This is a genomic window from Stieleria marina, assembly GCA_007741555.1.
Taxonomy (GTDB): domain Bacteria; phylum Planctomycetota; class Planctomycetia; order Pirellulales; family Pirellulaceae; genus K23-9.
The window spans coordinates 574,727-593,070 of the sequence record CP036526.1; the positions used below are offsets into that span (position 1 = coordinate 574,727).

Below are 18,344 nucleotides of genomic sequence, written 5' to 3' on the forward strand. Positions count from 1 at the left end.
GCGACCAAGACATCCCTCTTCTGAATTATCAATGACTAATAACCGACGTGACTTTCTGCAGAAGGCATCCGTCGCACTGCCCATCGTTGCCGCGACCGCTGCTACTGCTGCGGAGCTAACCAATGATAATTTTCAGCCCGAAGAATTCTGGCGTGACCGGATGACACCGCCGGACGATGGTAAAAAACTGGGCTGGTTCGTGGATTCGCGTCGCTGCATCGGTTGCCATGCCTGCGAAGTGAGCTGCAAGAGCGAAAACGACGTGCCGCTGGGTAACTTTATTCGCCAGACGTTCTACCAAGACGTTGGCGAGTACCCCAAGGTCGCGCGGATGTTCATGCCGATGTCGTGCCAGCACTGCGAAGACGCGCCGTGTATCAAAGCTTGCCCCTGCGGCGCGTTGCACAAGACCACCGGCGGAACCGTGGCGGTCGATTACGAATCCTGCTGCGGGCACGGTTCGTGCGTGGATGCTTGTCCGTACGGTGCGATCTACTTGGATCCGGTCGCCAAGCAGGCGGTCAAATGCCACAACTGCTATCACCGCACAGAGCTTGGCGAAGGCGAGCCGGGCGACGATTCAGAAAGTGAGCTCGGCAGTGGGCTTGGCGGCGGCGAAGCAATGGAGCCAGCGTGCGTGCCGACTTGTCCAGCCGAAGCCTTGTATTTTGGCGATCTGAATGATCCGGAAAGCAAAATCACCAAAGCGATGGATGCTGCCAAAGAAGCCGAGGGAGAGTTGTCACAACTACGGCCCGAAAAAGAGACGCGACCCCGAATGTGGTTTGCCGGGGTCGCCTTGCCGATCGTCGAAAAAGTCATTCCAACGGAAGGCGAGTCGTTCAAAGGAGAGAGCTACGATATCTATCGTTGGAAGGAGGCGTCAAAGTGAGCAAGGATCAAACGCAGGAATCACGACGACGCTTTTTTGCACTCGGTGCCGCGATCGGCGCAAGCTCCCTGCTGGCTGGATTGGCCAATGGGCAAGACCCGAAGCAGTCGGGATCTGACAAGCCGAAACGGATCAAGCAGGGCATTGATCTGGATAAATGGAATCGAATCAAAGCCACGCCGTATCGAGGTGACATGCCCGGGGTTTGCAAGTTGCCCGGCCCGCATGCGAAACGAAACTGGCCCGATCGCGACAAGTATAAAAACGTCAAGAAGATCCCGGGCATGTGCCAGCTTTGCAGCACCGTGTGCGGCATCATCGGCTACGTCAAAGACGGTCGACTAATCAAGGTTGAAGGTAATCCGAACGATCCCAATAGCCGCGGATACCTTTGTGCGCGCGGCCAAGCGGCACTGAATCATCAATACCATCCCGAGCGTCTTCTGTATCCGCTTAAAAGAGTTGGCAAACGCGGCGAAGGCAAATGGAAACGGATCACTTGGGACGAAGCACTCGACGAAATCGCCGTCAAACTAAAAGCGATTCGCGACAGCGATCACCCCGAAGAGTTTGCGTTTCACCAGGGACGACTGCGCAGTAAAGATGCCGTGAAACGATTTTTGGTGGCGTTCGGCACGAGCACCCAATTGAATCACCGGGCTCTGTGCAGTGGCAATCGTCGCGCGGCAAACCTGACGTATCTTTGGGAGAGCGATTGGGATCTGAACGACGTCGAACACACCAAGTACATCCTGAATTTCGGCTCCAATGCGTTTGAGGCGCATCAAGGTCACATTCCGTTTGCCAGCCGGATCCAGAAAGGTCGATTCGAAAACGGTGCGAAACTGGTCACGTTCGATGTGCGAATGTCCAACACAGCGGGAGCCAGCGACGAGTGGTTTTCACCCTTTCCAGGAACAGATGGTGCGATCGCGCTTGCGATGGGACACACGATCCTGGCCGAAAACTTGCACGACGTCGATTTCATCGAAACCTGGACGAATGTTTCGGTCGATGAACTTCGCGAATTGTTGAAGGAGAATACGCCCGAGTGGGCAGCAAGTGTTAGCGGTGTCGCTGCCGACGATATTCGCCGAATCGCAATTGAATTTGCCAAGGCCGCGCCCAGGGCAACGACGATGTGTAACCGAGGCAGTTCGGCGCATTTAAATGGTTTTTACAACGACCGCGCGATTGGTTTGCTCAACGCATTGGTGGGTAGTGTTGGCAAAAAAGGTGGTTGGTGCTGGTCACCGTGGAGTGGCGTCGATCCGATCGCCAAGACTCCGCCCATGCCGCCTAGTCCCAAGACACATAGCGTATTGGAAGATCCGCCTGAGTATCCGCTGGCAAATGTTTGGCGACGGATGCGCGTGGGCGAGATCATTTATTTGTACTTGCTGCAGGGCCGTGCCAAACTGCAGGCGTACATGACGTACAACTTGGATTCGCCGATCACATGGCCCGAGGAGAGTCTGACGCAGCAAGTGATGTGCGATGAAAAACTGATTCCGTTTCACGTTTGCATCAATGCGTTTTACAACGAAACGGCTCACTACGCCGACATCGTTTTGCCTTGGTCGACCTACCTGGAACGTTGGGATCTTGATGCGCGAGCCTCGTACAATTTGCGTCCCTATGTCGGACTGCGGACTCCGATGGTCAAACCGCTGGGTGAATCACGCGACGTGCGTGATTTTTTTCCCGAATTGGCTCACCGGATCGGCGACGGGATGGAGCAGTGGTACCCAGAAAAAGATGTTCGCGAGTACATGGAGAAATGGTCTGAAAATATCCCCGAGAATCCGACGACCGGTAAAAGCGGACTGGATCGATTGTTAGATGAAGGCGTTTGGGAATCTGAGTTGGAACCGTTTTACGAGCCTTACGAGATCCAGCTGAGCAAAGAGGATCTTGCGGGCAGTCAAACCGACGAAAACGGCATCATCACCAAGGACGGTATCGGAATTGGAATCCAGCACGGCGATCGAGCGGTACGCGGTTTTAAAACGCCAAGTCGAAAATTTGAGATTCGCAGCGCGTTTGTGAATCGTATCGGCAAGAACAAAGACTGCAGCGATTTGATTGCACGCAGCGGAATGACCAAGACTTCCAATCGACCGGATAGTCATGCGGGCCACGACAGCGAAATTGACGAAATGCCGATTTGGTTTTTGCCAGTCGAGATGCAAAATCTGGCGGACGACGAACTCGTGATGACCAGTTTTAAATGGAACGTTCACAACCATGGGCGGACGATGAATTTAAAGTGGTTGGCCGAAATCGTTCACTCCAACCCCGCCTGGCTCAACCCCAAGACGGCGGAACGGTTAGGGATCCAAGACGGTGATTGGATCGAGATCACTTCTTACCACTCAGTTCATCTTCAAGAAAAGGCACCTCATCTTCGCCGTGAAGACTGGAAGGAAGGAACGACACGCCACGAAGTGTCCAAAATGCGAGTGCCAATTGTGACGATGCAAGGTATTCATCCCAGCGCGATCGCCATGAGCAATAGCTGCGGGCATACGCAGTACACCAGCGTGGCCCAAGCGACCAAAGAACCGGCCACCGCCGGCGCACTTGTCGGTAGCGATACGGAGACCTATCACGACGACGATTGGCAGCGCAACATGTGGTGGGAAGACAAAAGTGGCGGCGACACTTCCAAGTGGAAACCGAATACCGGTAACGGTTGGAACCAAAATAAACTGTTGCCGATTGCACCTGACCCTATCAGTGGTCAGCAGGCGTTTCATGACACCATCGTTCGCATTACGAAAATTGAAGTCGAATCGGCATGACGTCCGAAGAGCATCAATCACTGGCCAATGTCTACGCGCTAATCGGCCGGCTCTGGCTGAGCGAAGTCGATTTGGATTTGCTGCAGCAACTTGCCGCGACTGCACAGCATGACTCGTTACTGCGCGACTCGTTTGCCGTCGATGAGTCGATGCTCCAACCGGCGGGCGTTGAAATGCTTGCCGTCGAATACTGTTCGCTGTTTATCGGTCCCAAAAACCATTTGCCTCCGTATCAGAGCGTCTGGGAGGCTGGGCAATTGCAAAGCGAGACGGTCGCTTCGATGAATCGCTTTGCCGAGATTTTGGACGCGCCTGACATCGTTGATGGTTCGACGATGTCCGATCACGTGGGATACCAATTGCAGTTGATGGGACTCGTTCACCAACGTGCCAGTTTCCAGCGCAGTGACGAATTGCTTGAACTGGGGCAGTTGTTTTTCAGTCGTCATCTGTGTTGGCAGCAGCCGCTTTTGCGTTCAGTTATTCAGCGAAGCGGGGTGGGATTTTACGGATCGCTTGCGACTTTGACGGGCGAATTGGTTGATTCTGAAGCGACATTCGCGGGCTCCTAGCCATTGGTAGCCTTCTGCTGCCGTCGAGCTGCGGTAGAATGCCACACTGAACCTATGAACAAGAGTGTTTGATTCCCCCCTGACATTCTTATCTCACACAAACGCACAAGGAATCGCATGTCTATCAACTTGATCGATCTGATGAAGGATCAACTTACCGGCGCCATCGCAGGTCAAATCGGCAACAAACTCGGTGTCGACAAGAACGCTGCCGAGTCAGGAATCGGAGCCATTTTGCCGACCATTCTCGGCGGACTAATGAAACAGTCCTCGACACCCGCCGGTGCCGAATCACTGAACAATACTCTGGACCAAGCCGACTTTGACGGCGGACTCTTGGACAAGCTACCCGACCTGCTGGGCGGTGGTGGTGGCAACGATCAAGGCGGGATGTTGTCCGGGATGGGCGACACCCTTTTGCGCAGCCTTTTCGGTGACAAGGTGGCTTCGATTGTCGGTCTGATCTCCAAGTTCACTGGAATGGACTCCGGAAAATCTGGTTCGCTGATGGCGCTGCTTGCACCTTTGGTCATGAGCTTCTTGGGCAAGCAAAAACGGTCGATGGGACTTGATGCCAACGGACTGGCTGGGTTGTTGTCATCCCAGAAAGACGCCGTCGCTAGCAGCTTGCCACCTGGATTGGCTGGCACCATGGGCTTGGGCGAATTAGGCATCACGGATAGTCCCGCTGCAGCAGCACCCAGCCACTCACATTCAACGTCACAAGGCGGCGGTGGACTTGGCAAGCTGCTGATTCCGTTGGTGATCATCGCTGCACTTGGCTTCTTGGCCTACAAGTTTCTTGGTGGTGCAGGCGACGCGATCAACGACGGAGTGGATGCTGTCAAAAACGCCGAAGTGGGGCTTCCCGAAGTGCCAACAGTCGACAGCATGACTGGCCAGCTTTCGGGCGTTTTTGATAACTACAAAGAAACACTCTCCGGCGTGACGGACGAAGCAAGCGCCAGCGCGGCATTGCCGCAGTTGGAAGAGTACAACGAAAAACTTGGTGGCATGTCGGACTTGCTGGGCAAGCTCCCCGAAGGCGCTCGTGGTGCGGTTGGCGATCAAGTCAAATCGATGCTCGGACCCATCCAAGGAATCATCGACAAGCTCTACGCCATTCCGGGCGTCAAATCGATCTTGGATCCTGTGCTAAGCAGCATGGTCGAAAAAGCGAAGGCTCTGATTCCAGGCGCCTAATCGCGATTCGCGACGCTCAAGGTGTCAAGCGATGATGTCGGTCATGACATCGCCGTGCACATCGGTCAGCCGGAAGTCTCTTCCGGCGTAGCGGTACGTCAGTTGTTCGTGATCGAGCCCCATCAGGTGCAAGATCGTGGCGTGCCAGTCGTGAATGTGGCAGGGATTTTCAACGGCTTCGTAGCCATGTTCATCGGTCGCACCATAGCTAAGACCTCCCTTTACGCCGCCGCCGGCCATCCAGGTCGTGTAGCCTTTGTTGTTGTGATTCCGCCCGTCGGCTCCCTGGGCTGCGGGCGTGCGGCCAAATTCGCCGCCCCAAATCACCAACGTATCTTTGAGCAAGTCACGTTGTTTCAAGTCTTGTAGTAAACCGGCAATCGGCAGGTCGCAGGCTTCGGCACGAGCGCGGTGGTCATCGGTCAGACGAACGTGCTGATCCCAGTTGCCGTGCGTGACTTCGACAAACCGGACGCCGGCTTCGATGAAACGCCGCGCGAGCAAACACTGTTTACCAAAGTTTTCGGTAGGGCCACCGTCGGCGCCGTACATTGCCAAAGTCGCCGCCGATTCGTTTGATGTGTCCATCAACTCAGGCATTGCGTCCTGCATGCGAAACGCAAGTTCGTAGGATTCGATCACGCCCTCGACGCCTGGGTTGGTCTGGTCGCGACGCAGTTTTTCGCGGTTCAATTGTTGAATGAAATTCAGTTGGCTCCGCTGTTGCTGGTCGCTCAAACGAGGATTCTTGATGTCGGGAACCGATTCCCCTGATCCACCTTGCGCGAATCGAGCCGCTCGGCCGCCCCGTCCAACTTTGGTACCGCCATAGATCGCCGGGAGAAAAGCGTTGCCGTAGTTTCGAGCACTGCCCGACGGTGGACTGAGCGATACAAAACCGGGCAGCGAATCATTTTCCGTGCCGAGTCCGTACAGTGTCCAAGCTCCCAGCGATGGACGAACGAACTGGGTTGTTCCGGTATGCATTTGCGTCATCGCACCCGGGTGAACGGGTTGATCACACTGCATCGAACGAATCAGACAAAGATCGTCGGCGTGCTTGGCAACGTTGGAAAAAATATCTGAGATTTGTAGCCCGCTTTCACCGTGCGGATCGAACCGAAACGGTGACTTGAGCAGTTTGCCGCCGTACTTGCCACTCTTACCATGGTCTTTGGTGAGCTGTGGTTTGTAATCAAACGTGTCGACGTGCGATGGCCCTCCCTGCATACAGCAGAAAATGACGCGTTTCGCTTTTGCCGGAAAGTGCGCTGCCTTGGGCGTCAGCGGATTGGTTGATGCAGATTCTTGTGCACCAGCAAGACCGCTGATGCCCGAAAAAGCCATGTAGCCAAAGCCAGCGGAAACGTTTTGCAGGATCTGTCGTCGCGAATAGTTCATCGGGGCTCTCTTTCGGAAAAAGCGTTCGTCGCCAATGTCCAACCATGGAAAAGCGGCGGCGGTTTAATTTCATCAATCCAAGTAGCGAAACTCGGCGGATGCAAAAAGACTCTGGCACAGCAGTGCAAGTTTCTTGGATTCACTGGACCGTCCCATCGATCCGACAAATCTAGCGGTCGCGGATCGCTCGCCTCTGGTTGGCGGCCGACCGTATGTCAGCACAAATGCCTGTTCAATTTTGTCGTTCAAGCTGCCGTTCGTTCTCGCCAGCCGGTTTGCGAACGCGTCGCTTTGTTGGATCACGAATGCGTTGTTCATCATGTAGAGAGCTTGGTTGGGCGTATTGGACGATTCGCGTGTCCCGACCACCATCGTTGATTCCGCAAAATCAAAGACATCCAGCGATCGTGGTACTTCATCACGGACAATCGGCAAATAGACGCTGCGGTATGTCGCGTCTTCGGCATCAAGTTCACGCTGATTGATCAGTTTTGTGATCGAATTTCTTGCCGCGGTTGCTTCGGCCAACGAGGGGCGATTGCCAAAACCGGAACGTCCTGAACGGCCCATTCGCTCCCGAAACGATGGGCGCTGCCGGCCGGTGGAACTGCCTGGGCGTCTTCCGCTTTCAGTGTCCGGACGCATTCCGCCACGGCCTTGTCCGATGCGCTGGCGAAGAACGTCACGAATCTCCGGTCGCATTTTTTCGGTGACTTGGCGTATTTGTTCACGTGGATCCGATAGCCTTCCGTCGCGGACTCGCATGTAGCCTGCCTTGGCGACTGCGGAACCTCGCGGCCGATCGGTAACCAGTTCGCCGCTGACGGCCAGCATCGCGTCCCGTAATGCTTCGGCATCCAATCGCCGCGGGTTGGCTCGCCAAAGTAGGGCATTGTCGGGATCGAAATTGAATTTAGATTCGTCAAAGTCACTGCTGATTCGATAAGCGCGGGAGGTCGCGATTTCACGAATCAGCGTTTTGACGGACCAGCCCGAATCGACAAAGCGAACGGCCAAGTAGTCCAGCAACTCCGGATGCGAAGGCGACTGTCCAGTCACTCCAAAGTTCTCCGTCGAAGTGACAATTCCTTGCCCCATCAAATGTTGCCAAACGCGATTGACCATGACGCGCGCTGTCAGCGTGTTTTGGTCGCTTCCAATCCATCGAGCCAATTCAAGTCGCCCACTTTTGCGAGCCGGAATGGATGGTTGATCGTTGGTCAGCACCTGGGGAAAGCCCCGTCTGATGACTTGGCCTAGTTCGTCGATCTCTCCCCTGACCAATACCCGCGCGTCGGCGACCGAGTCGGAATCTTGTACGCCCATGCAGTAACTGCGTGGGTTACCATCGTCATCCACGACGGCCAATTGGGACGATAGTTTTGCCCGCTGTGATGAGAGCCGAACCAAGCTGGTCAGTGCCGATCCCGATTTGCCGGGGTTGTTGCGATTGCGACGAGCTTCGCCGATCTGACGTCCCATCTCGCTGATCTGTTCCCGCATGTCATCCATTTCAGCTTTCGACAACTTTTTGTCGAACGGACTGGGATCATCAATGGGCAACAAAATCAGGCTGCTGGATCGTTTGGTCTGCGCGTCGCTCAAGCTGCCAAACTCCGACGGGGGATTTCCAAAGTACGTGCGCGTACTTCCAAAGATGCCAGCCAGAGCGTAGTAGTCGGTCTGCGGAATCGCATCGAATTTGTGATCGTGGCAGCGAGCGCACGCAACGGAGGTTCCCAGGAAAACTCGCGTGGTCGTATCGATCTGTTCGTCGACATTGTCGGCGGCAAATTGACGACCGTTGTTTTCGTTTACATTTTTGGTGCCGATCGCCAAGAAACCGGTCGCAATCAAGTTCTGTGTCCATTGTTCATCGTCGTTGACGGGAAGCAAATCGCCCGCGATCTGTTCCTGAACAAAACGATCAAACGGTTTGTCTTCGTTGAACGAATCGATGACGTAGTCGCGGTATCGCCAAGCATGCGGGTACGTCAGGTTGACTTCGCGACCGGTCGATTCTGCGTAGCGTGCCACGTCCAGCCAGTGCCGTCCCCATCGCTCGCCGAACTGGGGTTTGTCCAAAAGACGATCGACGACCAGAGCGATGGCCGCATCTGGATCAGCGGACCATTTGGTTTGAAAGTAATCGATTTGTTCTGGTGAAGGCGGTAGGCCTACCAAGTCAAAGCAAAGCCGCCGAAGGACTTTGTACGACTGAGCATCCTGGTTGGGAGAAACTTCGGCTTTTTCCAATTCGCTCAGAAGGAAGTGGTCGATCGGAGTCCGCGTCCAATCCGCTGAGTTTACGCCGGGGACGGTTGGAAGCACCGGGTTTTGATAGGCCCAAAACGTCGATTTGGATTTCGCGATGTCATCGTCTGTGATGGTCGACTGGATCTCCGCAATCTCGGTCACGCGAGGATCCGGCGCGCCCATCAAGATCCATTTGCGAAAATCGTCGATCACGCTATCCGACAGTTTTCGTTTGGGGGGCATTACAAAGTCTTCGTGCGTGATGGCATTGAAAAGCAAGCTTTGCTCCAAATCACCCGGAACAATCGCCGCGCCGCTATCACCCCCGACGTGCGTCGAACGTTGATTGTCAAGCTGCAAACCACCGCGCGCATTTCCCGCCTTGCTGCTGTGGCAGCCGTAGCATTCCTTGATCAAGACGGGGCGGATCTTCGTCTCAAAAAATTTCGATTGTTCCGCCGTTAACGGGTCGGCCGATACCGTTGCCGACACAGCCAGAAAGATCGCGAGAGAGGTGAGGAAGCGGTTCACAAAATTTCTCTTGTCAAGAATGAAAACGACGTCTCTCGTCTTCGTTTTCTCACTGAGAAACCGAAGGCGACGCAATAAGTAGGGATCGCTTTGGTTCGCCGGCAGCTACTCCGACCGCGTCCCCCTGGGGAGAGAAGCGGTCCAGTGTAGCAGTGTCCTGATCGATCATTCAGGACGCTTTGGCTTCTGTCCACCTTTGGCGGAATCACCACCTTGTTTGCCACCGCGACGCGTACGTGCTCCCGCATCGGGGCGACCTTTGCCTCCGCGACGATCTCGCATTGATTTCATCATGGCTGTCAACTCGCTGACATCCAGCTTTTCGTCGCCGTCTTTGTCAAACTGTTTCATCATTTGCGCCACCATTACGGCCGGATCACGCTGAGCAGCACCGCCTCGTGGACCGTCTTTTTGTCTTTGCGCGTCATCGCGGCGCATCTTTCCGCGTTCCTTGCTGGCTTCGTCGGCCGATGCCGTGACAGTGAACGATGCCAATGCTAACAGAGCAACTGAGAGGGCAATTCGTTTCATGGGGAGGACTCCTGAGTCTGGATTTAGGGACGTTTTGCTCGTTTTTGCGGTGGAAATGATCCGCCGCTAAGGACTTAAACGTGCCACTCGCAATCGGAGGACCGGTGATTTCAAAAGTTTGTTGGTTTATTGTGGTTCACCGGTCGAGACTTTCTAAGTCCTGCGATGCCTTGCCAATCCGTATAGAGAGAGGGGGCTGATTTGTTCGCCCTCAATCGTGCTGGCTCGCGGGATCGATACAATGAAACTTGGCACCACTTTTTCTCAAGCGTTCTCACTGCCGCTGAACATGACCGATTCGAACGAACCGTCTGATCGTCAAGTTCGCGAAATGCGTGCGGGGAACCAACAGGCGCTCGCCGAAGTGTTTTCACTTTATACACAGCGACTGCGTCAGATCATCCGCTTCCGGCTCGACTATCGATTGGCGAATCGAATCAGCGATTCAGACGTCTTGCAAGAAAGCTTTATTGCGGCGGCTCGGCGTCTGGAGCACTTCGAAACCCAAGCCGACATGCCAGCTTTTTTGTGGCTACGGCTGATCACTCAGCAGCAATTAGTGGATCTTCATCGGCAGCATCTGCAAGCTGAAATGCGAGACGTGCGCAAAGAAGTCTCGTTGCCGGGGCATTCACCTTCGCCGCACACGTCGCTGGCGATCGCTGCACAGTTGGCTGGCAGAAATACCGCAGTCAGTGAAGTGATGTCGCGCGGAGAACGCATCGAAAAGCTAGAAGCGGCTTTGAATCAAATGGATGAAATTGATCGTGAAGTCATCGCGCTGCGACACTTCGAGGAACTCTCCAACATTGAAACCGCCAAAGTCCTAAACATCGAAACGTCGGCAGCCAGTAAACGCTATCTGCGTGCGATGCGTCGACTGGCCGATTTGATGCAGGACTTTGCCGACGAGAATGGTGGGGCATAAAAACATGACGCGGCTCCAAAAACTCAGCCAACAGCAACTGGACGAAATTGCGGAAGCTTTCTCCAGCGCGATTCGTAGAGACAAGCAACCCTCTGTCGACGACTTTGTCGCGCAGTACTGCGCGGATGGCATTGCTGATGAATCGGCCCAAGAGCTGCACTCGCTGCTTTCATCGATCGCGATGATTGAACGACTAAAGCAGACGCCCGCCGAACCGGTCGATGCTGCCAAGGAGATCCGCCAGCTTGACGACTACACCGTTGTTCGCGAAATCGGGCGGGGCGGGATGGGCGTTGTCTTTGAAGCCATCCACCAATCGCTCGGTCGCCGCGTTGCGATCAAGGTGCTCAGTCATGCGCTTCTGAATCAGCCCAAACACCTGGCACGGTTTCGTCGCGAAGCTCGCGCTGCGGCGCGGCTACGTCACACCAACATCGTTCCCGTCTTTGGTGTGGGCGAAGACCAATCCCAACACTACTACGTGATGGACTTCATTCGCGGGCTCAGTCTTCGCGAGTGGTTGGAGTCGCTCTCGGGTAGTCGCGGCCGGGTGTTACCGACCCAGGCCGAATCAATTTCCGAAACGGATACGGATTTGGAGGTCGACACGACTGTGTTTGCCAGCGATGCGACGACGGCTGACCCGATGGAAGAGGAAGCGTCGAACCAGCTTTCGGTGTCGATTCCTACTGACACTGATTCGCAGAAGTACTTTCGCTGGGTCGCTCAGGTGGGCGCGACCGTTGCTGATGCACTGCAGTACGCCCACAGCCAAGGGATTTTGCACCGCGATATCAAGCCCGCCAACTTGCTGTTAGACCAAGACGGGCGTGTATGGATCGCCGACTTTGGATTGGCCAAACTGACCGAACAAGACGCGACGATGACCGGTGACATCGTGGGGACTCCTCAGTACATGGCTCCCGAGTCATTCGAGAACGTCTATGACGAATCGAGCGAGACGTATTGCTTGGGGCTTACGCTGTACGAATTGTTGACTGGGCACGTCGCCATCGACGGTAAAAACACGAGCGATACGATTCGCCGGGCCACTCAGGGCGTCACGGTGAACCCACGCAAATGGAATCGCCGAATTCCACGAGACTTGGAAACCATTATCGTCAAATCGGTCGCACTGGATTCGTCGGCCAGGTACGCAACGGCAAGCGAAATGCGAGACGACTTGCAGCGTTTCTTAGCGGACCGACCGATCGCGGCACGGCGAACCGGGCCAGCCGAACGATTGATTCGTTGGAGTCGCCGTGAGCCAACGGTCGCTGCTTTGACGCTGGGCATCTTTGCGTCGCTGCTGACGCTTGCCATCGTAGCTGGTGTGGCGTATTGGAAAACCAACCAGGCCCTCGTTGATACGCAAGTGGCAAAGAACTCGGCGGTGTCAGCAGCCCGCGTCGCCCAAGAACAACGTCTGTTGGCTCAATCCAATTTGCAAGTCGCTGTGAAAGCGTTTGACGAAATCAGTCAGCGTATCGTTGACCGCAGCGATGAACTTGATGCGGACCTGCTGGGCGACATTGCTGATTCGACTTCGCCGGCGGTTTCGCAGCAAGACGCTCAATTGTTGCAATCGCTTTTGTTGTTCTTTGATGAACTAGCCAAGAACAATCGCGACAACGTCGAATTGAAACTGCAGGCCGCCGCCGCGATGAAACGCGTTGGCGATATCCATCATCGACTGGGGCAGCACACTCAAGCCGACAAGGCATTTCAGGAAGCGTGGATTCAGTACAACGAAATCGCATCGGCGTCGTTGACCGTGCCAGACGACTTGCAGCAGAATTTACTGCTAACTCAGGTCACCATCATGAATGATCGAGCTTCGATCGCTGGCCTGAGAGGCAATGTTTCGCAGGCTGTCGATTTGTATGACCGTACGATTGATCTGCTAAACGAATCGTCGAACTTGCTGGAGTCGACAGAAGGGCGTTTCGAGTACGCGAGAGCCAATAGTCTATTTTCATCGATAGCTACTCGCTCTGGTTTGGATGTCGCGGCAAGTTTCAAGTCACGCGGCCGCCGCCCGGTCCATCGCTTCTTTGGCAACAAAGACGCCCCTAGTTTTCGTCAGGAACTGTATGCCAGTAACGAAGCGATTCAGGCACTGACATCACTGACCAACGATGCCCCCGATGACTTGCGTTTTCAAATGGCGTTGTCCCGGGCGCTTCGTCAGCGCGCCGAGGCGTCTTTGTCGGATGATCGTCCCCTTGGCGACCGCTTGAAACAACCGCGATTGATGGCAGGTGTCAGAAAAGATGTCAGTCAATCGACGGACATACTGGATCGATTGCGCGAGCTTCATCCCGACAATGTCTCCATTCAGTACGAACTATCAAAAACGCTCAGCGTGATTGCGTTTCAACTCGGTGGTGAAGACGCGCGGTATTCTCAACGCGGACGATTGGTCAAATCAAAACGCATTGCTGATGAACTGCTTGCTCAGTCCCCCGATACGCCCCGATACCTTGCGCTCAAGGCGCACTCGCTGGGGCAGATGGCGAAGGCTCGCCGAATGCAGGGCCAAAGTGATGAAGAGCTCAGTCTGTTGCGGGAACAGTTGGAGATTCAGAAGCGATTGTTGAAGGGCGCACCTGAGTTGAGCCAGTACCAGATCAAATTGGCGCAAACAATCGAGCGTCTTGCCGAAGTTCATCTTGCCAAGGGACAACGAAAAGAAGCGGTTCAGTATCTAAGGCAAGCGACTGATTCGTTGTCCGAAGTAGTCAACAGTCCAGTGGCTGCTGCCAAACTGATGCAACTAAATCGAAAACTGGGCGGATTGAAACGCGATCCTCGCCCCCGGTAGAGAGCATTTAGTCATAATGCTCGAACTATGAAACTGTTTACTTCCGGACCAATTTTCGCCAGCCTCTGTGGCTTTGTTCTGCTGCTGGTTGCCGACAATAGCGCTGCCTCTGACGCCGTCTTGTTTGAGCAGGAAATACTACCTCTGTTGCAATCGCATTGTGTCGATTGCCATGGGGCCAACGATCCTGAGTCGGGTTTGCGAGTTGATCGGCGTTCGTCATTAATTCGCGGCGGTGATTCTGGAGAGGCGGCCCTGACGCCCAATCAGGCTGATGGCAGTTTGCTGTTGCAACTGGTACGCGGCGATGATGCGGATCGTCGGATGCCGCCTGAGGGAGAGTCGCTGTCGACCGACGAAATCGCTCTGCTAAGCCGTTGGATCGATCAAGGTGCAAAGTGGCCGGGGCAGATGCCCGGCCAGAAAGATGCACAGGACGATACGTTGCAAAGTGACCACTGGTCGCTTCAGCCATTTTCGCGACCGAAGGTTCCCCGGTTTGATCAAGGCAACAACGCTATCGATGCCTTCATCAACAAGCGGCTTGATGCGGCAGGGCTGACATTTTCACCGCCGGCCGATTCCATCTCGATCGCGCGCCGCGTTTCGTTTGTACTGACTGGATTGCCGCCAAGCGATTCTGTCACTGGCGATGCGAAGGAGCGAGACTATGCCACGATGGTCGACGAATTGCTTGCGTCTCCCGAGTACGGTCAGCGCTGGGCACAGCACTGGCTGGACGTCATTCGCTGGGCCGAGACGGTCGGCTTCGAAACGAATTCGGAACGCAAGCAAGCGTGGCCTTATCGTGACTGGGTCATCGATGCATTCAATAGCGACAAACCTTACGACCAGTTCATCCGCGAACAGATCCTCGGTGACGAATTGGGGCAGGACGCTGCGTTGGGGTTTCTTGTTGCAGGACCCGCGAATTTACCCGGTCAGATTGGCCGTGACGAAGAGGCCATGCGGCAGTCGCGACAAGACGAACTGGACGAAGTGATTCAGACTGTCAGTCAAGGCATCATGGGGCTGACGATCGGCTGTGCACGCTGTCACAACCACAAGTTCGATCCGATTTTGCAAAAAGACTACTACTCGCTGCAAGCAATCTTTGCGGGCATGTCCTACGGTGATCGACGGTTGCGAGGTGAAGCGGACGATCGGCTGACGGATCGAGTGCCAGCCGAGGCCGAAAAGTTGCGTTCGTTGATCGCCAAAGCCGATTCGCTGCGGGTGCAAAAGAAACTTCGTCCGCCCCTGCCATCGTTTCCCAAAGAAACCTTCGACCCGATTCTCGCCGATGGTGTCCGGATCGAAATCATGGCAACCAACAACGATGGGGCTGCATCGCTCTACGAATTGCAGGCCTGGACCAGCGAACACGATAATGGTGCTGAGGAGGACGTTTCCAAGAATGCAAGTTCCCAAAGCAGCACCTCGCGAAACATCGCGCTTGCTTCAAACGGAAGTCGCGTTTCGGCTTCAAGTTTTGCGTTGGCCAATCAGACGCGGCACTTCGACAATTTGATTGACGGCAGCTCCGACAGGCGTCAAGCGTTTCCTTGGGTGGCAGCCAAAGCGGGCCCAGCCTGGGCGCAAGTTGATTTTGCGAATTCGACGATGATCAACGCTGTCGCTTGGGATACCAGTTCGGGTGTCCCTGTTGATCTTGTCGTCAAAGTTCGCGATGTCGCGACGGGGCAGTGGAGGGCAGTCGCTACGTCACGCGACCGCATGCTGCGAACGGACGATATTCGCAAAGCCGAAAGCATCGTCATCGATGGCTTGTCACAAAAAGAGGTTAAGGAGCTGTGGTCCGTCAATCAAAGTGTCAATCGAACGCGGCTTTCGGTCAATCGTTTGAAGGCGGGATCACGAGTCTATGCGGCTAGGTTTAGCGAAAATCCCGCCGCGACTTGGCAACTCAGGCGTGGTGATCCGATGCAACGCATCGCCATGGTGCCGCCATCAACTCCCGTTGTCTTAGGAGCTCTGTCGCTTGGGATTGATGCACCCGAACGGACGCGGCGGCAAGCTCTGGTCAGCCAACTCACATCGCCCCATCATCCGCTGACGGCTCGAGTGATTGTCAACCGGATTTGGCAGCATCACTTTGGCATCGGCATCGTGGAAACGCCGTCGGACTTTGGCAAAATGGGTTCGCTTCCGTCGCATCCTCAGCTGTTGGATTGGCTGGCCAGCGAGCTGGTGGACAACAACTGGTCGCTGAAACACATCCATCGACTGATCCTCAATTCCAAAACGTTTCAGCAGTCCAGCGTTCCCCGACCGGCTGCCTTGCAGCTTGATGCCGATTCACGACTGCTCTGGCGTTTTCCACCCCGACGCATCGAAGCCGAATCGATCCGTGATTCGATTCTACAAGCGAGCGGCAAACTGAACTCGCAAATGGGTGGGCGTGGCTTCAATTTGTTTCAGCAACGCGGCGGGCTTTCGGACTACAAGCCTTTGGAGACCTTTGATCATGAAGGTTGGCGACGCATGATCTATGCGCACAAGATTCGCATGCAATCTGTTGATGTATTTGGCACGTTTGATTGTCCCGACGCAGGTCAGATGAAGCCGCGGCGAACGCAATCGATCACGCCCCTGCAATCGCTGAGTTTGTTGAACAGTCCGTTTGTGAATCGACAAGCTGCTTTCTTTGCATCAAGAATCGAGGACGAAGTCGGGGCGGATTTGAACGCTCAGATTGATCGAGCTTTTGAAATTGCATTTTCCCGCAAAGCGACTGATCCTGAACGAATCGAGTTGATCAAGCTGGTGCGCGACGAAGGGCTCATGCAAATGTGCCGCGTCTTGATCAATACGAGCGAGTTTCTTTACCTACGCTGATAAGAATCACTTCATGCTTCCTTCCATGGTGCCGAATCGATTGAGCCGACGACGCTTGCTCAGTGGCAGCGCAGCTGCGCTGCCGCAGATTGCGTTGGCATCTCTGTTGGCCGACCGGACGTCCGCATCCGAAAAGCCTCATTTTTCCGCCAAGGCCAAAAACGTCATCGTCGTTTTTTGTTCGGGAGCGATCAGCCACGTCGATACGTTTGACTTCAAGCCTGAACTTCTGCGTCTTAACGGGAAGCCACTGCCGGGAAATGCCAAGCTTGTTTCGTTTCAGGGCCCCAATGGGAATCTGACGGCGCCACTTTGGAAATTTCGACCGCGCGGTCAGTCAGGAAAAATGGTTTCTGATCTGGTACCACGCATTGGCGAATTGGCGGATGAGATTTGTTTCTTTCATTCGATGACCAATAAATCCAATACGCATGGTCCCGCTGAAAATGTGATGAACACGGGATTTGCCTTTGATGGGTTTCCCAGCATGGGGTCGTGGATCAACTTTGGATTGGGAAGCGAAAACAAAAACTTACCAGCCTTTGTCGCTATCGAAGATCCGCGCGGAATGCCGCAGTCGGGGCCCAACAACTGGGCCAGTGGATTCTTGCCTGCGTCTGTACAAGGTACCCCGCTGAGCACGACTATGCCGATTCGATATCTGCAGCCACCCAAATCCGTCAGTTCCAAAACAGACACGGCAGCACGTGACGCTCTTCAGTTTATGGAGCAAAATTTCCAGCGAAGTTATCCAGGCGATAATCAGCTTGCCGGTCGGATCGCCAGCTACGAATTGGCCGCGCGAATGCAAATGCATGTTCCCGAAGTCACCGATCTATCGCAGGAGTCAGCTCACACTTTGAAGCTTTATGGAGCCGATAGTCCTGACAAAACCAAGGCGGCGTTTGCGAACAACTGCATCCTGGCTCGCCGTTTGATCGAAAGCGGTGTTCGATTTGTGCAGCTCTTCAACGGAGCTTACGCGTCAGGTGGCCGCATCAATTGGGACGGGCACAGCAAGCTGAAGGAGCAATACGACGTCCACGGACAGATTCTGGATCAACCCGTCGCGGGACTGCTTCGTGATTTGAAGCAACGCGGCATGTTGGAGTCAACGCTGGTCGTTTTTGCAACCGAGTTTGGCCGCATGCCGATGTTTCAAGCGGGCACGTATGGGCGAGACCATAATCCGCTGGGGTTCACTTGCTGGATGGCTGGCGCGGGAGTTCGCAAAGGATATAGCTATGGAGCCACCGACGAATTCGGATTCAAAGCCGTCGAAAACGTCGCGACGGTACACGACTTTCACGCAACCATCTTGCATCTGCTGGGCCTGGATCACAAACGCCTGACGTTTTATCACAACGGAATCCAGCGTCGTTTGACCGACGTTCACGGCAAAGTAATCCGAGACGTATTGGCGTAACCGATTGGACAGTCCACCTGATCATCGACGTGTCACAATCGTGTACACTTTCAATCGACTGACGCGACCATCTTTGTCAGTTTGGAATGTTACTTCTCCTCGGCAAGCTTGACAGTC

Annotated in this window: 11 protein-coding genes; 8 read left to right on the forward strand and 3 right to left on the reverse strand. The window is 54.7% G+C overall.

Annotation, left to right across the window (positions count from 1 at the left end; translation table 11 throughout):
- Positions 1 to 31: 31 nt before the first annotated feature.
- The 4 genes from K239x_RS02075 to K239x_RS02090 all read left to right on the forward strand — a co-directional run bounded on the left by K239x_RS02075 (position 32) and on the right by K239x_RS02090 (position 5,471).
- Positions 32 to 892 carry a 4Fe-4S dicluster domain-containing protein gene (locus tag K239x_RS02075; RefSeq protein ID WP_145416028.1) on the forward strand — a complete coding sequence of 287 codons (861 nt, stop codon included), beginning with the start codon at positions 32 to 34 and terminating at the stop codon, positions 890 to 892.
- A complete protein-coding gene (locus K239x_RS02080) occupies positions 889 to 3,696 on the forward strand; it encodes a molybdopterin-containing oxidoreductase family protein (protein ID WP_145416029.1) in 2,808 nt (935 codons plus the stop codon). Before K239x_RS02075 ends, K239x_RS02080 begins: the two co-directional genes overlap by 4 nt.
- Complete coding sequence (locus K239x_RS02085; RefSeq protein WP_145416030.1) at positions 3,693 to 4,268, forward strand: TorD/DmsD family molecular chaperone; 576 nt, start codon at positions 3,693 to 3,695, stop codon at positions 4,266 to 4,268. The genes K239x_RS02080 and K239x_RS02085 overlap by 4 nt, the downstream gene beginning before the upstream one ends.
- 117 nt (positions 4,269 to 4,385) lie before the next feature.
- Positions 4,386 to 5,471: a DUF937 domain-containing protein gene (locus K239x_RS02090; RefSeq protein ID WP_145416031.1), complete on the forward strand. Its 1,086-nt coding sequence runs from the start codon at positions 4,386 to 4,388 to the stop codon at positions 5,469 to 5,471.
- A gap of 24 nt (positions 5,472 to 5,495) precedes the next feature.
- Here K239x_RS02090 and K239x_RS02095 read toward each other — a convergent pair whose 3' ends face one another.
- The 3 genes from K239x_RS02095 to K239x_RS02105 all read right to left on the reverse strand — a co-directional run bounded on the left by K239x_RS02095 (position 5,496) and on the right by K239x_RS02105 (position 10,190).
- Complete coding sequence (locus K239x_RS02095; RefSeq protein WP_145416032.1) at positions 5,496 to 6,872, reverse strand: DUF1501 domain-containing protein; 1,377 nt, start codon at positions 6,870 to 6,872, stop codon at positions 5,496 to 5,498.
- Between the two features lie 72 nt (positions 6,873 to 6,944).
- Positions 6,945 to 9,659, reverse strand: coding sequence for a PSD1 and planctomycete cytochrome C domain-containing protein (locus tag K239x_RS02100; RefSeq protein WP_145416033.1), 2,715 nt, complete (start codon positions 9,657 to 9,659; stop codon positions 6,945 to 6,947).
- A gap of 165 nt (positions 9,660 to 9,824) precedes the next feature.
- On the reverse strand, positions 9,825 to 10,190 hold the full coding sequence (locus K239x_RS02105) for an EF-hand domain-containing protein (RefSeq protein WP_145416034.1): 366 nt from the start codon (positions 10,188 to 10,190) through the stop codon (positions 9,825 to 9,827).
- Between the two features lie 241 nt (positions 10,191 to 10,431).
- Between K239x_RS02105 and K239x_RS02110 the strand changes: the two genes are divergently transcribed.
- Genes K239x_RS02110 through K239x_RS02125 form a run of 4 tightly spaced genes read left to right on the forward strand, consistent with a single transcriptional unit; the run spans position 10,432 to position 18,227 of the window.
- Positions 10,432 to 11,118 (forward strand): sigma-70 family RNA polymerase sigma factor, encoded by a 687-nt coding sequence (locus K239x_RS02110; protein ID WP_145416035.1) that lies wholly within the window; start codon positions 10,432 to 10,434, stop codon positions 11,116 to 11,118.
- A gap of 4 nt (positions 11,119 to 11,122) precedes the next feature.
- Positions 11,123 to 13,942, forward strand: coding sequence for a protein kinase domain-containing protein (locus K239x_RS02115; RefSeq protein WP_419189572.1), 2,820 nt, complete (start codon positions 11,123 to 11,125; stop codon positions 13,940 to 13,942).
- Positions 13,943 to 13,969: 27 nt separating this feature from the next.
- A complete protein-coding gene (locus K239x_RS02120; protein ID WP_145416037.1) occupies positions 13,970 to 16,801 on the forward strand; it encodes a PSD1 and planctomycete cytochrome C domain-containing protein in 2,832 nt (943 codons plus the stop codon).
- 13 nt (positions 16,802 to 16,814) lie between these two features.
- Entirely contained in the window at positions 16,815 to 18,227 is a 1,413-nt protein-coding gene (locus K239x_RS02125; RefSeq protein WP_419189573.1) for a DUF1501 domain-containing protein, read from the forward strand.
- The last annotated feature ends 117 nt before the right edge of the window (positions 18,228 to 18,344 follow it).

Excerpts from the sequence above, each read along its gene's own strand:
- K239x_RS02105 (WP_145416034.1), bottom strand. The coding sequence starts at position 10,190 with ATGAAACGAATTGCCCTCTCAGTTGCTCTGTTAGCATTGGCATCGTTC.
- K239x_RS02075 (WP_145416028.1), top strand. The coding sequence starts at position 32 with ATGACTAATAACCGACGTGACTTTCTGCAGAAGGCATCCGTCGCACTG.
- K239x_RS02090 (WP_145416031.1), top strand. The coding sequence starts at position 4,386 with ATGTCTATCAACTTGATCGATCTGATGAAGGATCAACTTACCGGCGCC.
- K239x_RS02125 (WP_419189573.1), top strand. The coding sequence starts at position 16,815 with ATGCTTCCTTCCATGGTGCCGAATCGATTGAGCCGACGACGCTTGCTC.
- K239x_RS02120 (WP_145416037.1), top strand. The coding sequence starts at position 13,970 with ATGAAACTGTTTACTTCCGGACCAATTTTCGCCAGCCTCTGTGGCTTT.
- K239x_RS02110 (WP_145416035.1), top strand. The coding sequence starts at position 10,432 with ATGAAACTTGGCACCACTTTTTCTCAAGCGTTCTCACTGCCGCTGAAC.
- K239x_RS02115 (WP_419189572.1), top strand. The coding sequence starts at position 11,123 with ATGACGCGGCTCCAAAAACTCAGCCAACAGCAACTGGACGAAATTGCG.
- K239x_RS02085 (WP_145416030.1), top strand. The coding sequence starts at position 3,693 with ATGACGTCCGAAGAGCATCAATCACTGGCCAATGTCTACGCGCTAATC.
- K239x_RS02095 (WP_145416032.1), bottom strand. The coding sequence starts at position 6,872 with ATGAACTATTCGCGACGACAGATCCTGCAAAACGTTTCCGCTGGCTTT.